Annotated in this window: 11 protein-coding genes; 6 read left to right on the forward strand and 5 right to left on the reverse strand. The window is 46.7% G+C overall.

Annotation, left to right across the window (positions count from 1 at the left end):
- Positions 1–218: 218 nt before the first annotated feature.
- Entirely contained in the window at positions 219–1,469 is a 1,251-nt protein-coding gene (locus E2R66_RS23970; protein WP_133235820.1) for a serpin family protein, read from the forward strand.
- 109 nt (positions 1,470–1,578) lie between these two features.
- Here the strand turns inward: E2R66_RS23970 and E2R66_RS23975 are convergent, their stop codons facing one another.
- Entirely contained in the window at positions 1,579–4,140 is a 2,562-nt protein-coding gene (locus tag E2R66_RS23975; protein WP_133235818.1) for a phosphocholine-specific phospholipase C, read from the reverse strand.
- Positions 4,141–4,387: 247 nt separating this feature from the next.
- On the opposite strand from E2R66_RS23975, the gene E2R66_RS23980 reads away from it, so the two are divergent.
- On the forward strand, positions 4,388–5,686 hold the full coding sequence (locus E2R66_RS23980) for an alpha-L-fucosidase (RefSeq protein ID WP_133235816.1): 1,299 nt from the start codon (positions 4,388–4,390) through the stop codon (positions 5,684–5,686).
- 66 nt (positions 5,687–5,752) lie between these two features.
- Here the strand turns inward: E2R66_RS23980 and E2R66_RS23985 are convergent, their stop codons facing one another.
- Positions 5,753–6,274, reverse strand: a complete 522-nt coding sequence (locus E2R66_RS23985; protein WP_133235814.1) for a DinB family protein — start codon at positions 6,272–6,274, stop codon at positions 5,753–5,755.
- A 212-nt stretch (positions 6,275–6,486) separates the two neighbouring features.
- On the opposite strand from E2R66_RS23985, the gene E2R66_RS23990 reads away from it, so the two are divergent.
- Positions 6,487–7,659: an acyl-CoA dehydrogenase gene (locus E2R66_RS23990; RefSeq protein WP_192902004.1), complete on the forward strand. Its 1,173-nt coding sequence runs from the start codon at positions 6,487–6,489 to the stop codon at positions 7,657–7,659.
- A 49-nt stretch (positions 7,660–7,708) separates the two neighbouring features.
- Here E2R66_RS23990 and E2R66_RS23995 read toward each other — a convergent pair whose 3' ends face one another.
- From E2R66_RS23995 to E2R66_RS24005, 3 genes are read right to left on the reverse strand one after another with little or no spacing between them, the layout of a single operon-like run.
- Complete coding sequence (locus E2R66_RS23995) at positions 7,709–8,416, reverse strand: DNA alkylation repair protein (RefSeq protein ID WP_133235812.1); 708 nt, start codon at positions 8,414–8,416, stop codon at positions 7,709–7,711.
- A 34-nt stretch (positions 8,417–8,450) separates the two neighbouring features.
- Positions 8,451–8,702 (reverse strand): hypothetical protein, encoded by a 252-nt coding sequence (locus E2R66_RS24000; protein WP_133235810.1) that lies wholly within the window; start codon positions 8,700–8,702, stop codon positions 8,451–8,453.
- 23 nt (positions 8,703–8,725) lie between these two features.
- Positions 8,726–10,480, reverse strand: coding sequence for a DUF885 domain-containing protein (locus E2R66_RS24005; RefSeq protein ID WP_133235808.1), 1,755 nt, complete (start codon positions 10,478–10,480; stop codon positions 8,726–8,728).
- 392 nt (positions 10,481–10,872) lie between these two features.
- Here E2R66_RS24005 and E2R66_RS24010 point away from each other — a divergent pair, with 392 nt between their 5' ends.
- The 3 genes from E2R66_RS24010 (at position 10,873) to E2R66_RS24020 (ending at position 14,065) form a co-directional block, all read left to right on the forward strand.
- A complete protein-coding gene (locus tag E2R66_RS24010; protein ID WP_133235806.1) occupies positions 10,873–12,549 on the forward strand; it encodes a serine hydrolase domain-containing protein in 1,677 nt (558 codons plus the stop codon).
- 67 nt (positions 12,550–12,616) lie between these two features.
- Complete coding sequence (locus tag E2R66_RS24015; RefSeq protein WP_133235804.1) at positions 12,617–13,351, forward strand: hypothetical protein; 735 nt, start codon at positions 12,617–12,619, stop codon at positions 13,349–13,351.
- A 33-nt stretch (positions 13,352–13,384) separates the two neighbouring features.
- Positions 13,385–14,065 carry a hypothetical protein gene (locus E2R66_RS24020; protein ID WP_133235802.1) on the forward strand — a complete coding sequence of 227 codons (681 nt, stop codon included), beginning with the start codon at positions 13,385–13,387 and terminating at the stop codon, positions 14,063–14,065.
- The last annotated feature ends 24 nt before the right edge of the window (positions 14,066–14,089 follow it).

Below are 14,089 nucleotides of genomic sequence, written 5' to 3' on the forward strand. Positions count from 1 at the left end.
TAAGAAAGCAGATAGCGTCCCAAGCTTCGAGTTGAAGAATATACGGGCTTACTACCTGCTCTCTACGCAAACTTATAAAATTGTTTGAAAACTACTTGCTTTTAAACGGTATAACTCTCTGTGGCCTCCGCGGTAAAAATCAGCTAAATTTTATTTATTACTGTATCACCCTCAAACACACCTGCGTAATGTATTTATTAACCACTAAAACTGATCTTATGAAACGCATTTCTCCGCTGCTATTTGGCTTATTGATGATTGGCTTAGTTTCCTGCAATAAAAACGACGGCATAGATCCCGGCGAGGGTAAGAGCCTGGTGCTTACCGCCGCCGAACAACAAAAAGTAGCAGCGGATAATGCGTTTACCCTGAAACTTTTCAAAGAGATATCAGCATCGGAGGGTACCAACAACAATCTGTTTATGTCGCCGCTTAGTGTAAGCTTCGCTGTGGGGATGACGGCCAACGGCGCCCGCAACGAAACACTGGATGCCATTAACAGCACCATGAACTACACGGGCTTTACCCAGCCCGCCGTAAATAGCTATTATAATAAGCTGATGACGGAGTTGCCCGGACTGGAACCCAACACCCAACTTAAAATAGCCAACTCCATCTGGTACCGCCAAGGGCTGGAGGTGCTGCAGCCGTTTATCGACGTAAATACCAGCAGCTACCAGGCAAAAGTGCAGGCGCTGGATTTTGCCAGTCCTGCCGCCCAAAATACCATCAACAGTTGGGTAAGCGATAAAACCAACGGCAAGATACCCAGTATTGTAGATGCCATCAGCAGCGAATCGCAGATGTTCCTAATAAACGCTATCTATTTCAAAAGTATCTGGAAAACCAAATTCGATGCTGCTGAGACTAAAAAGCGCACTTTTAACCTGCCCGGCAGCGGCACCGTACAGGCCGATTTTATGGCTGGTAAGATAAATTACAACAACAATATCATTACCGAGGGCGGCAAAACAACCATCATTGCCGAATTTCCCTATGCGCACGATAGGTTTAGCATGGTGGCCATACTGCCCGATGCAAGCGTATCGGCGAAAGAACTTATAGCGAGTATTAATACTGATAAATGGAACACCTGGATGGCCGGGCTGGGCGCACAAAAAAGCCAGGTTTATTTGCCTAAGTTTAAATTCAGCTATGGAAAATCCTTAAAAGACCCGTTGATAAACCTGGGCATGGGCAATGCCTTTAGCGATATGGCCGACTTTACAGGCATCCGTGCTGCCGGCGGCCTCACCATAACCGATGTAAAGCATAAAGCGTTCGTAGATGTGAACGAGCAGGGTACCGAAGCCGCCGCCGTAACATCCGTAGAAATAGGCACTACCTCTGCAGGCCCCATACCCGTGCTGGAATTTAACCGCCCCTTCATCTTCGTTATCCGTGAAATGAAAACGGGGCTGGTGCTATTTGCCGGGGTGGTGAATAACCCGCTGCTGGGCGGGGAGTAAAAGCAAGAAGAAATACCGAACACCGAATGCCCAACGCCGAATGATGAAGTAGCTGTTTTTTTCACTTCATTATTCTACATTCAAAATTCGGTGTTCGATATTCAAATAGCTACACTACCATCCCACCCATCAGTGGGTCGGTAAAGCTGTGGTTGCCGGTTTCTACCCGGCCGGCATAACGTTTCTCGAAAGTGGTATGCCCTTTAACCCTGATGGTAAAATCGTACCAGCAATGGTTTTTCTGCAGGTTGAGCACCAGCGGCGTAAACCTTGCGGCGTTATAAACCGTGCGGGTAAGCGGTGCGCTTTTGTAGGCATTATCAATCACCTCTACCGTTAGCGGTGTTGTACTGCCCGAGCTAAAGCCAATCTGGATATTGCCGGTAAGCTTTTTGCCAGCGGCATCCAGTTGGTATTGCACATCGGCAGTCAGGTCAGGATCTTGTGCGTTGCCTTTAAATTCGCGGTAGAAGCCGTTGGGGCCATACACGCGCAGATGGTATAAGCTGTTCTCGAAATCATTCAGTGCCCACTCATCACTCAGGTTGTCGCCGGGGGTAAGGGCGTAGCTCCAGGTGCGGACGGCTTCCATTTGGCCGGGGTTGTAAAAACCAGCATGTTTGCCTGGTGCATAAACATTGAAAGGCGCACCCAGTGCTTGTTTGCCAAATGCCTTATCAGCCGCTTCGAATTTGATTTGGAAGGATTTTTTATCCTCGCTTAAAACACCGTCTGCATATAGTTCATAAGGTAGTGCATTGGAGTGTTTGATTCCCGGTTCCTGCTTCGGCATCAGCGGCGATGCGTGGCGGTTAGTTTTGATAAAGCTGATATCCGCATCGTTGAGTTTTTTGAACGCAGGTAGTTTTTTGAATTTCGCCTTATGGATGCCTTCCACAAATTTATCCTTATCTAAAAATACAGGGTTGTGTATCTGCTCGCCATGGTAGGGTCGGAATACGGTGGTCAGGTCGCCGCAAACGGTGCGCCGCCAATCGCTTATGTTGTTTTCAGTGATTGTTTTGCCGGTTTTGTGCGCCAGGAATTTCTCCAGGAACATCAGGCAGGAGGTATGGTCGAACACTTCTGAATTTACCCAGCCACCGCGGCTCCATGGTGATGCGATGACCATAGGAACCCTAAAGCCCAGACCTATGGCGCTTTCGCGGTCGTAATGCGTTGGGAAATCTTTGCGTTCCTGTTCTTGCTGCAGGGTTACAAATTCTACACGGGTATCGATGCCTTTAGATACCTTGCCTGTACCTTCCTTGTGCGAGTGCGGGGCCACGAATGGCGGCACATGGTCAAAGTAGCCATCGTTCTCATCGTAATTCAATACAAAAATGGTTTTCTTCCAAACCTCGGGGTTTTGCGTGAGGATATCCAATACTTCGGATACATACCAGGAACCATACCAGGGCGCGCCGGGGTGGTCCGAAAAATTCTCGGGCGCAACCAGCCACGATACCGTTGGCAGCTTACCGGTTTTTACATCTTGCCTAAACTGGTGCAATACATCGCTTTTTGGCACCTGCATTTCGCGCGGGGTGCCGTTATCGTCGTATTTTAAAGTGGTTAGGTCGTGGTACTGTGGGTCGGCACGGTTGGTGTCGAAACCTTTCAGGTGTATATTCTTCTGCTTTTGCGATAGCTTATCGAATGCGCCCGGCTCTAAAAACTGCGGGTTGTTTTTGATATCGGCCAGTTGCTCCTGCATCCATTTCAGTTCTTCTTTCAGTCGCCTTAGTTTTGCATCGCCAGCCGGCAGGGCGTTTATCTTGCCCTCGGTTTCGGTAATTTTGCCGGGCAGTACCTCCAGCATCTTTTTGCGGAAGATGCTATGCTTATCGTGCAATTTTACGTTGTATTGCTCAAAAAACTCCAGTGGGTTATCGGTAAAGTTAGATAACCAGGGGTCCTGCTCGCCCTCAAAACCAACAGGGATGCTCAACTCGTTCTGGTAGCATTTCCAGCTGATGCCGGCATCTTCCAAACGCTCGGGATAGGTGGTCCAATTGAGGGTGCCGAAATCAGCATCCTCGTTCCAAACCCTTGGTCGCGAAGCCTCGTTTTGCTGCTCCCTAATGGTTCCCGACCAAAAGAATAGCCTATTAGGCGTAGTACCCGTAAGCGACGAACAAAAATTTTGATCGCACACGGTGAAGGCATCCGCCAGTGCGTAATTAAAAGGAAGGTCTTCACGGGTATGATAGCCCAGCGTTAGGGGCATATCGCGATACGCAGGGTTGCCCGATTTTTTTTCTATCAGCCATTGGTCGAATTTGCCATCGTTGCGGGCATTCACCTGGTTGGTCCAGCTATGCGGCAACGAGTTCATCCAGGTGGCCTTGGTGTTTTTGATATCCAGGTGGAAGGGGGCAAAGGTTTCGCCCTTTTCGTTGGATTGTAACCAAACGGGGTTTTTATTGGGCAGATCGATAGCCCGTGGGTCGTTATATCCGCGCACGCCTTTAAGTGTACCGAAGCAATGGTCGAACGAGCGGTTTTCCTGCATCAGGAAAACAACGTGCTCGGCATCGCGCCAGGTGCTGCCTGCCGCCGGGTTTATAGCTAAAGCTTTTTGTATAGAAGGTGGCAAAACGCTGCTTAGGCCGGCCGCGCCGGTAAGCATGGCGGCTTTTTTGAGGAAATCTCTGCGGGAATCTAACATGAGGGTAAATATAGTTATCGGTAAATTGTCTGAACTCGATTTTGTTGAATTAATGAATGGGCAGAATTTACGCCATAGACAACCAAGCTATAAATTCCGGCAATCCGGTTAATCTGCTTAATCCCGGTTCAGACAATATCCCGCAAGCTTACCCAATTACTGTTAACTGTAAATAATATAAATGTGAACGTTACGGGTAAACATAAAAATTGTTAATTTTCGGCTCAATAAATCTAAAGATATCATTATGCGGAAACTTACCCTTATTTGCCTGCTGTTTTTAACGGCTGCCTTAAATACCCGTGCGCAAAGTCCATACGCACCTACTGCCGATAACCTTGCTGCGCGGAAAAAATTCCAGGAGCTAAAGTTCGGCCTGTTTATCCATTGGGGCATCTACAGCATTCTGGGCGATGGCGAATGGGTGATGCACGAGCGCAAGATACCTTATAACAACTATAAGCGCCTGGCCGATTTCTTTAATCCGCAGGCTTTCGATGCCAAAGAATGGGTGGCCTTTGCCAAAAAAGCGGGTATGAAGTACATCACTATTACCTCAAGGCATCATGATGGGTTCAGCATGTTCGGCACCAAGATGTCGCCTTATAACATCGTGGATGCTACGCCTTATCATAAAGATCCTTTGATGGAACTGGCTAAAGAGTGCCAAAAGGAAGGCATTGAGCTGCATTTTTATTATTCCCTGCTGGATTGGGGACGGCCCGATTATGCTTTCGGTAGCCCTATCGTAAATGGCAAGCCCGTAAAAGGCGATTGGGATAGCTACATCAAATTCATGAAAGACCAGCTTACCGAACTGATCACCAAATACCCCGCCGTAAAAGGTATCTGGTTCGACGGGCATTGGGAGCGGAAGGACGTAAACTGGCATTACGACGAGATATACGGACTGATACACAAACTAAACCCGGCCATATTGGTAGGTAATAACCATCATGAAACGCCAATTGACGGCGAAGACTTCCAGATGTTTGAGAAAGACCTGCCAGGTGCCAACACTACCGGCTTTGCCCCCAACCAAACCATTGGCAACCTACCTTTGGAGACCTGCGAAACCATCAACAATAGCTGGGGCTTCAACATCAACGACAGGAATTTTAAAACCTCTAAACAGATTATCCATTACCTGGTAAACGCAGCAGGCCGCGATGCCAACTTTTTGCTGAACATTGGCCCTATGCCCAACGGCAAGATACAATCGGAATTTACCGATACGCTGGCAATAGTAGGTAACTGGATACAGAAGAATGGCGAGAGCGTTTACAATACAAGGGGCAATGCCATACCGCCGCAGCCATGGGGCGTTGCAACCGTAAACGGCAAAACCATGTATGCCCACGTTACTACCGCACCAAAAGAACCCTATGTTTTTATTCCGCAGTTGAAAGAGAAAGTAAACAAAGTGGTTTTGTTAAGTAGCGGTGCTGCCCTTAAGTTTAAGCAACAGCCCGAAGGCGTATTTATCTATACCAATGGCGTTGCCATAGACCCGGTGGATATGATAATTAAGCTGACCGTCAATTAGTTAAAATTTGGAAAGGAAAGATTTGTCAACTTTTCAAAAGTTGACAAATCTAAACCATCGTTTCGTTTAAGCCGCTTCTTCCACTTCAATCGGCACGAACTCTTCATCGGCGCTTGGGCCATAGCTGCCGGGGATGGGGATATCCAGCAAGCGCAGGTACACGCCCAGTTGCGCGCGGTGATGGATGATTTGCGATATGGTGAGGCGTATCACTTCCCATTTTTTATCTCGGCTGTAAATTTCGGGGCCGTTACGCAGCGTCCAGGTGTCGTTCATCAGCCACTCTTTGTCGGCCACCAGCGCCTCTAATCCGGCTACAAATGATTTTTCGAACAGGGCCATCAAGTTTTCGGTATTGTTGATGATGGTTGGGTTGTAAGGGGCGGCGGCAAAATCCAGTTCTTCGGTAGATAGCACCATAGGTATCCAGGTAGGCAGTTCGGCAATATGGGTGGCCAAGCTACGGATGTTCATGCTTTTGGGGTGCGGTTTCCAGTCGTATTTATCGTTTGGTATGCGCTCCAGCATTTTGCGGGTGGTTGCCACTTCGGCGTTTAGTTGTTCCAGAAAAAATTCGATGGTTGTCATAGCTTGTTGTTTGAGTTTGTAATTCAAAGGAACGATGCGGGAATGACAGCCCTATGTCAGCAGGGTAAAAGTAAACTCAAATAAAATTACTTTTTAGTCCTCTTCCCTCTATTGCGCCCCAAGGCTAGCAAATAAAATCTTAAAAATACTATGCATGCATAGTATTTTCTTTGTATCTTTATCCCAACCAATTATAAATCTACTTTTTCAGGATGGACCATTTACCTACCGATACGCCCGCAGGCTTCGATTTTTCTATCAGCGATAACCAGAAAATGATAGGCCAGATGGCCAAAGATTTTGCCGAAAAGCATATCCGCCCCAACGTAATGGAATGGGACGAGGCACAGCACTTCCCGTTGGAACTTTTCAAACAACTGGGCGAAACCGGCATGATGGGCGTACTGGTGCCAGAGGAATACGGCGGCTCGGGGTTTGGTTACGCCGAATACGTAACGGTTATTGTGGAAATTGCTAAGGTTTGCGGTTCAATAGGTTTATCGATTGCGGCGCACAACTCGCTTTGCACCGGCCATATACTGGCCTTTGCCAACGAAGAACAGAAGCAACGCTGGCTACCTAAATTGGCCACTGCAGAATGGCTGGGCGCATGGGGACTCACCGAAGCCAACACAGGCAGCGATGCCATGGGCATGAACACCACTGCCGTTTTAGATGGCGACCACTACATCATAAACGGCTCTAAGAACTGGATAACCCACGGCAAAAGCGGCGACGTGGCCGTAGTAATGGTACGCACCGGCAACAAGGGCGATAGCAAAGGTATCTCGGCATTGGTTATCGAGCGGGACACGCCGGGTTTCAGCGCGGGCAAAAAGGAGAACAAACTTGGCATGCGCGCATCAGAAACTACCGAAATGATATTCGATAACTGCTGCGTACCCAAAGAAAACCTCCTTGGTGCCGAAGGCGAAGGTTTTAAACAAGCCATGAAAGTGTTGGATGGCGGGCGCATATCCATTGCTGCTTTATCTTTAGGTATTGCCAAAGGCGCCTTCGAGGCAGCGGTTGCTTATTCTAAAGAGCGCCACCAGTTTGGTCAGCCGATAAGCAATTTCCAGGGCATTGCCTTTAAGCTTGCCGATATGGCTACCGAAATAGAAGCCGCAGAGTTATTGGTAATGCAGGCTGCAGAATTGAAGAACCGCCACCTGCCGGTTACCAAGCAGTCGGCCATGGCTAAGTACTTTGCCTCAGAAGTTGCGGTGCGCTGCGCCAACGAAGCCGTGCAAATATTCGGCGGCTACGGCTACACCAAAGATTTCCCCGTAGAAAAATACTACCGTGATGCCAAGCTTTGCACCATAGGCGAGGGCACGTCAGAGATACAAAAGATCGTGATAAGTCGGGAGGTTTTGAAGTAAGATTAGATTTCACCGATTTTGGGATGATTTCACCGATAAAATACTGCACCTAACATTTTACAGTTTTCTTTTTCTTGCCTTCGGGATTTTTGTCGCGGGCTTTTTTAATATAGTCTTTTGCCGCCGGCACCTTGCATGCTGTACCATTCATATCAACCATCACAGTTCCGTTCTTTTTTGCAGTTTCAAATGCATCAGCAATTAACGGTGAAACGTATGCTCCCACCGAAATGATAAAGTTATTCATCTGGTAGCGCACCCGATTTGAAGAGGTATGGATAGTTTGCTCGATGCGTGTTAACAAGCTTTTTAGCGCATTCATATCCAATTCGGCATCCGGCTTTAAGGCTACAAGATTAGCCAGCGTTGCCCAACCCGAGGCGGCAACACCTTCCTCGCCGCTATCTATCCATTTTAACCCAAGCTCGAAACCAAAACGGCTTCCGGCTGCAACCCAGGGTACCGTGTATTCACCGATGTTGTTTGACAGAGCGAGTTCCACCCAGTGTTGCAGTTCGGCTTTGGTCATTTTTGCATCGTCGGTTATCAGGCCGGCCAGGTACATGGCATCGGCATTGCCTGTTTCAAAAAGGCCCTTTGCCAACTCGTAATCTGTTTTGGTTTTCTTTTGGATTTTCTTCAGATACTCCACCTTCACCCCGAAAAAAGGCTCTTTAACGCCATGTTTCAACAAGATCTTTTTTATGCTTTCGTTGCCATTTGCCTGCAACTCGGTCATCACTTCGTCTACGGTCATTTGTTTTCGCAATGAAATATTAAAACCATAAATGTTACTTTTCGATCTTCACCGGGATAGGCGATACATAATAAAACGCGCCACGCTCTACACTTTTAATGTTTACATCCATGCTCTCGTTTACTTTGTTAATATTCACGTTGATGCTGCCATCGGGGTTAACCGGCAGGGTTACGTATTTTTTATTATCGGCCATTGCTGGCGTAATGCTGCCTTTTAACAGGTTTAAGGTTAAGGCCACGGCAATAATGGTTAAAATAACTTTGGTGTACAGGTCTGTTTTCATGGTTTATCTGTTTGGTTAAAAAATTATAAAACGTTTTTCCAGGTGCTTTTATCTTTCAGCATAATTTCGCGCAGCATGCCCACCTGCGGCATACCGTGGCTTAAGGCTTCATCGTGGAATTTTTTAAGCGAATAGTTGGCTCCTTCTTGTTTTTTGTAGTCCTCGCGCAGCTTCAGCAATTCCAGTTTGCCTACGGTGTAAAACAAGTAGCCCGGATCGAAAGTGCCGCGTAGGGCCTCTTGCCGCGATGGTTTATCGCCCTGGTACCAGTTGTCCATAAAAAATTTTGTGCCTTCATCAACCGAGATGCCCTGGGTATGGGTTTTAACCGATACGCATAAACGGCAAAGCCTCAAAAGGGCCTCACCCGATTGGGCAATACGGTATTTGGCGGCTTTTACCGGGTCGCCAGTATTGCCGTAGCCTTCGTCTACCAGCATCTTTTCGGTATAGTGCGCCCAACCTTCTACAAAAGCATAGCTGCCGAATATTTTTTCTATCCTGTCGGCACCCGAGGCATTCAAGTGTAAAAACTGGGTGTAATGGCCCGGGTATGCCTCGTGGATGGTGACCATGTCTGTTGTGTAGTAGTTGAACTGGCTTAGCCAGTCTTCCTGTTGTTTAGCGTCCCATTTCGGGTCGACCGGGGTAATGTAATAATAAGCCTCGGTGGCTTTGGTTTCGAAAGGACCGGGCGTATCCATCGATGCCGTGCTGGTGGCACGCGCGTATTGTGGTGTTTCCTCTGCCTTCACCCGCACTTCTGATGGTATGCTGATAATGCTTTTATCCACCAGGAACTGCCTTATTTTCTCGAGGTTCTTGCGCGATTCGGGCAGCAGGTTGGCGGCCGTTGGGTGTTCTTTTTGCAAATCGTTGTAAACATCTATCGGCTTTTTGTTGGGGTTGATGATTTTAGCAGCAGCATTGAAAGAATCCTGTTCCTTCTTTAATTCTTTAAGGCCAAGTTCCAATATCTGCGCAGGTGTTAACGTGATGCCCTCATTATAAAGCAACATTTTTTGGTAGTTAGCCGCGCCGATGGCGTATTTGTTATTGGCTTTGGGTAGTTTTTCTTTGCTGAGATAATCGGCGAAGCCATTGATTGCTTTTATTGCGGCATCGTTTGCTGCGTTGAAAGCTTTCATCAGCGAATCGTTCTTTACATCCTTGAGGGCAACTTTCAGATCGCCGCCTAAAAAGTCAGCCGAGCCCTTTGCTATCTCTATGGCGGTTTCTACATAGGGTTTGGCAAGGGTGTCGTTGAGGTTAAGTTTGGCATCAGCCATTATTTTTCCGGCTTGCTTTTCTATGGCGATGATAGACCGTACCCTGTCCTCAATCGGCGCAAAATTCCGCTTTACATAAATGCTGACGTCGATGGCGCCGGCGTAGGTCATTGGATTTTTGGTGAATGCACCTATATCTTCAAAGCTGAAAATTTCCTGCTTGATGGCAGAACGCAATATGCGGTAGTCCAGGAATGCTTTGGGGCTAAGTGCTGTGGTATCGGTTGTGGTAAGCTTTGCTTCAAAATCTTTCAAGCGCGCCAGTTCTTTGTCCAATGATGCTTTGCTATAGTCGCTAACCTTGCCATCGTATTGGTGGTAGCCCAGGTAAACACCGCTGGAGGGCCGCATGGCCAGGTAGCCATTTATATAACCATCTGCCAGCTTCTGGAAGGCAACATCGCCGGAGGAGGGGCTGTCTGCCGATGGTTTTGGTTTACAGGAAATAAGCGCACAAACGGCAAAAAATACGAGGTCTGTTTTTTTCATTTCGATAGGATTTTGGGAAAGCCTAAGTTAACTATAAAAACAAGTAAAAATCCGGCGTTGAAAACCCTTTAAAGCATAAAAAGCAGGCTTGGCCTTGCGCTATACCTGCTTTCGTTTAATCTTAACTAATTACTAACTGACCGATTTTAATTCGGTTAATTATTGGAATAACTCTCAAATTATATTTATAGTATAATAATTATATTAGAAATTAATATTTTCTTTTCTTCGTAACGCTCAGCGTATCTCGTCTTCATTACACATCGCGAAAGTGCTGGAATTTTATTTCGAATAGGACGATTGAATTGAATTTAATTAGATTATTATTCTTTTAAATAGATAAATATCAAAATTATATTTGTTTTAATTCATTTTGGCGATATCTTTACCATATGCTTAGTCAACGCGCAATAAAATTATACACTACTTTATTTTTTTTAGCTTCGGCATGGATGCCTTGCGGTGCCCAAACCTTGAGGCAATTGAAAAATATGCTGAGCGACAATGGGTTGCCGGGCTTGCAACTGTCATATACTGTAAATGGTAAAACTACGGCGCTCAATGTGGGCGTTGGGGTTGAAGGTTCATCCGATCCAACCGTCGCAGGTACTATATTTAGGGCGGGTTCGTTAGGGAAATCGGTTTTCGCTTATGCGGTGATGCGGCTTTACGATAAGGGGCTTATTTCGCTGGACACGCCCTTAATGGCCTATATTGGGGCGTACGACAGGTTCGACACGACCGACCCGCGCTTTGCCAAAATATCGGCGCGGATGGTGTTGAGCCATAGCAGCGGTCTGGCAGAATTCTCGCAATTTGATACCCATGCGCCGGTTAAATTGTTATTTGAGCCGGGCACTTCTTTCTCCTACTCGGGTGAGGGTATCTGGTTCCTGCAAAAAGCTGTGGAGAAAATAATGAAGATGCCGTTTGAGCAATTGATGCAGCAGGAAGTTTTTATCCCGCTGGAGATGAGTAACAGCACTTACACAGAAACCGACAAGCCGGATAGCACTATGCTGGGCGCGGAAGATAAAGAATTGAAGTGGATGACGCCCAACGCAGCCTTTACGCTCCTTACTACCGCACATGATTATAACCTGTTCTTACAAGCACTGATAAACGGCAAGGGGCTAAAGCCTGCTACCAAACAACGGATGTTTGCCCGGCAGAGCAACGCGCGATGGTATCAGCGCGATACGGTTAAGGCCGATGAGTATATAGATTGGGGCCTGGGCGTGGGCCTGCAGCAGAACGAAAAGGGTAAAGCCATTTGGCATTGGGGAAGCACCGGCGATTTTTATTCATTTTATATCGCCTACCCTGCTACAAAAGAAAGCCTGGTGTTTTTTACCCGCGGCGATAGGTCATTAAAAATAGCCGACGCAATTATCAACCGTTTCATGGGCAGGCAAACTACCTGGGCCATGCGCTGGTTGCAGTTGGGCTATGATAATCCCGAAACCATGACTAAGCTATTCAATAGCCTGCGCCAGCAAGGCATAGCCGCCGCCCCGGCTATCTTTAATAAACTGAAATCGGCGGGGAGTCAATTTTCTGAAAGAGACATCAACAATTATGGCAAAACGTTGCTGAAACAAGGGCGCAATAAACAGGCGCTGGCCATTTTTAAGCAACAGGCAGCCTGGTACCCGCAAAGCCCGATAGCTTATGACGGCATTGCTGCTGCCGCCGAGGCCTGCGGCGATATGAAATCGGCAATGGCAAGTTATCGCCGTTCGCTGGAATTGGACCCTGGTAATCCGGGGGCCGGTTATCATATTAAAGCTTTAGAAAACGCTTCGCGTTTTATGCCGGGGCAATTGAAAGATTTTGAAGGGAGGTTTAAAAACGGCGGTAATGGAATGTGGCTGCAAATTACCGCCATGGGCAACAAATTAATGATAACCCAAAGCTGGGACGGCGGCAAACTTGAATTTTTTAGGGTAGAGGGATTACAATTCTATAACAACGAGCCTGGCTTTACCTTAAAGTTTACCAGAGATGCTGCCGGTAAGATAGAAAAAGCCTTCGTGAACGATACGCCAGTAGCCTGGCAGCGGGAGTGAAGCCTGCTCTTGAGCCGTTTAATTATTCGGGATTATATGTAATTTACCTGCCTTAAACAGTCCTGAAATGACCTTATCGCTACACGCTAAAAAATTTAATCTTGTCTTATTGCTGCTGTTGTTCGGTAGCGTTTGTTTCGGCCAGGCCAATAGCGTAGATATCAGCACTTACGATAAAGCTAAGCCTTATTTAACCGTACGCATTTATTCGGATGCCAGCGTTGCCCAAAAAGGCGGCATAGGGAAAATGGTTTCCCGCGTGGACCTGGAAGGCACCACCACTGTTTTGATGCTGGATATGCCCGGAGGCTTTTCGCCGCTTTTTAAAACCGACTTCGAAAAATGGAACAAACCCGCCGATGAGGTATTCAAAGATGCCCTTGCCAATGTGGGTAGCCAAAAGGTGGAAAAGGTTACAAAAATATTCGATGGGGATATCTATAAAACAGAATTCAATTTTTTGGGCAACGAAGACTATGCCGCCAGCTACGCATTAAACCTGCAGGCAAACGGGCCGGAGCTGGTGGGTGAATGGGGTTCGGTTATCGTGATACCCAACAGGGGCTTTGCAGCCATATGTACTATATCGAAAGCCAAACCTGTCGACTTCGTGAAATTCATCCAACGCATTAAGCCTGTAACCGATAAATCTTTCGCCGAACACGAGGTACCGGTATCTAACGGCTTCTATTGGTACTATAAAGGTAAATTCACCCTGATACAAGTGCTTACCGACGATAAGGGAAATATAAACGTTGTTGCGCCTTTGGGGCTGGGGAAGTTGATGAGCGTGAAGAATTAGGTTGTTTGCGCTTTTGTAAATTCATTTGGATACATGAAAAATCGCTTTGTAGTTATGCTTGGATTGGCTGTACTCATTGCCTGCAAAAGGCGCGGGGAACAGAAATTTGTAATCTCACAAAAAGATACAATACATGTCATGCATGAAGCCATGACTGATTCGGACTCTGCAACAAGGATTATAGACGAAAAGCAAGACGAAACGATTGACGAATTAGACGACAAGCTGATAACAATCACGTCGGCCGAATATAAAGGCCTTGACAGTTTGAACAAGCCCCGGTGTAACTTAGACTCGAGTGGTTTTGTTAAAAACTTAGGAGTCATCGTAAAAAGTCGATGTGATGAAGTTTGCGAAACATATCTATTTGAAATTAAAAGCGGCAAGACAATGCCTTTACCAGCTGATTTTGATGCGGGGCTTCTTGGGATACTGGTATCACCACTATGCGATCGGTTTGTAACATATTCCTCTTATGATATGCCCGATTATGATAAATATTACGCTCATCGGGCGTTAATTGTCTTGTACGATATAAATAAGGGTGTTGGGTTAACAGCAATCAAGAAAAAAAAAGCTTTCGGCCTTAAAACATGGTCTATAAAGGAACTGAAATGGCTTGGTGATAAGTCGATTGCTTTTCAATTGTATAAAGAGGCGTATTCGGATAAAGTCAAATTCGCCTATTTTAAGGTGAGGATAGAAACAAGATGAATTCCGCCCAGTCGGGCATCTGCG

The sequence above is a fragment of the Mucilaginibacter psychrotolerans genome, assembly GCF_004519315.1.
GTDB classification, from domain to species: Bacteria; Bacteroidota; Bacteroidia; order Sphingobacteriales; family Sphingobacteriaceae; genus Mucilaginibacter; species Mucilaginibacter psychrotolerans.

Bases quoted from the DNA above. Each gene is read 5' to 3' on its own strand.
- E2R66_RS23970 (WP_133235820.1), top strand. From the start codon at position 219: ATGAAACGCATTTCTCCGCTGCTATTTGGCTTATTGATGATTGGCTTA.
- E2R66_RS23975 (WP_133235818.1), bottom strand. From the start codon at position 4,140: ATGTTAGATTCCCGCAGAGATTTCCTCAAAAAAGCCGCCATGCTTACC.
- E2R66_RS23980 (WP_133235816.1), top strand. From the start codon at position 4,388: ATGCGGAAACTTACCCTTATTTGCCTGCTGTTTTTAACGGCTGCCTTA.
- E2R66_RS23985 (WP_133235814.1), bottom strand. From the start codon at position 6,274: ATGACAACCATCGAATTTTTTCTGGAACAACTAAACGCCGAAGTGGCA.
- E2R66_RS23990 (WP_192902004.1), top strand. From the start codon at position 6,487: ATGGACCATTTACCTACCGATACGCCCGCAGGCTTCGATTTTTCTATC.
- E2R66_RS23995 (WP_133235812.1), bottom strand. From the start codon at position 8,416: ATGACCGTAGACGAAGTGATGACCGAGTTGCAGGCAAATGGCAACGAA.
- E2R66_RS24000 (WP_133235810.1), bottom strand. From the start codon at position 8,702: ATGAAAACAGACCTGTACACCAAAGTTATTTTAACCATTATTGCCGTG.
- E2R66_RS24005 (WP_133235808.1), bottom strand. From the start codon at position 10,480: ATGAAAAAAACAGACCTCGTATTTTTTGCCGTTTGTGCGCTTATTTCC.
- E2R66_RS24010 (WP_133235806.1), top strand. From the start codon at position 10,873: ATGCTTAGTCAACGCGCAATAAAATTATACACTACTTTATTTTTTTTA.
- E2R66_RS24015 (WP_133235804.1), top strand. From the start codon at position 12,617: ATGACCTTATCGCTACACGCTAAAAAATTTAATCTTGTCTTATTGCTG.
- E2R66_RS24020 (WP_133235802.1), top strand. From the start codon at position 13,385: ATGAAAAATCGCTTTGTAGTTATGCTTGGATTGGCTGTACTCATTGCC.